1 protein-coding gene is annotated in these 523 nt (G+C 48.4%); it reads left to right on the top strand.

Features of this window, described 5'->3' with window-relative positions; genetic code table 11:
* On the top strand, positions 1-523 hold a 523-nt coding region (gene hemA / locus R7R78_RS29325), incomplete at both ends, for a glutamyl-tRNA reductase (RefSeq protein WP_225474991.1).

The following is a 523-nucleotide window of genomic DNA, read 5'->3' as shown; positions in this document are numbered from 1 at the left end:
AACACTTGATGCGCGTCTCGTGTGGCCTTGATTCACTGGTACTTGGTGAGCCGCAGATCTTAGGTCAAGTGAAACAAGCATTTTCTGATTCACGTGATCATCAAGCTGTAGACTCGTCGATTGATAAGCTGTTCCAAAAAACGTTTTCTGTTGCAAAACGAGTTCGTACGGAAACTGATATCGGTGGCAATGCTGTGTCGGTGGCTTACGCCGCATGTACATTAGCAAAACACATTTTCGAATCGTTATCTGACTCGACAGTCTTACTCGTCGGGGCAGGTGAAACCATCGAACTGGTCGCGAAGCACTTAGCGTCGAACGGCTGCACAAAAATGATAGTCGCAAACCGCACCAAAGAGCGTGCTCAAGGGTTAGCTGAGCAGTTTGGTGCAGAAGTAATCAGCCTGAACGAAATCCCAGACCACCTCGCAAGAGCGGACATCGTGATTAGCTCAACAGCGAGTCCGTTACCTATTATTGGTAAAGGCATGGTCGAAACGGCGCTGAAACAACGTCGTCATCA

The sequence above is a fragment of the Vibrio sp. 2134-1 genome, from assembly GCF_033339495.1.
Note: the sequence above shows the minus strand (reverse complement) of the source record. Positions and strands in the feature narration are given on the sequence as shown.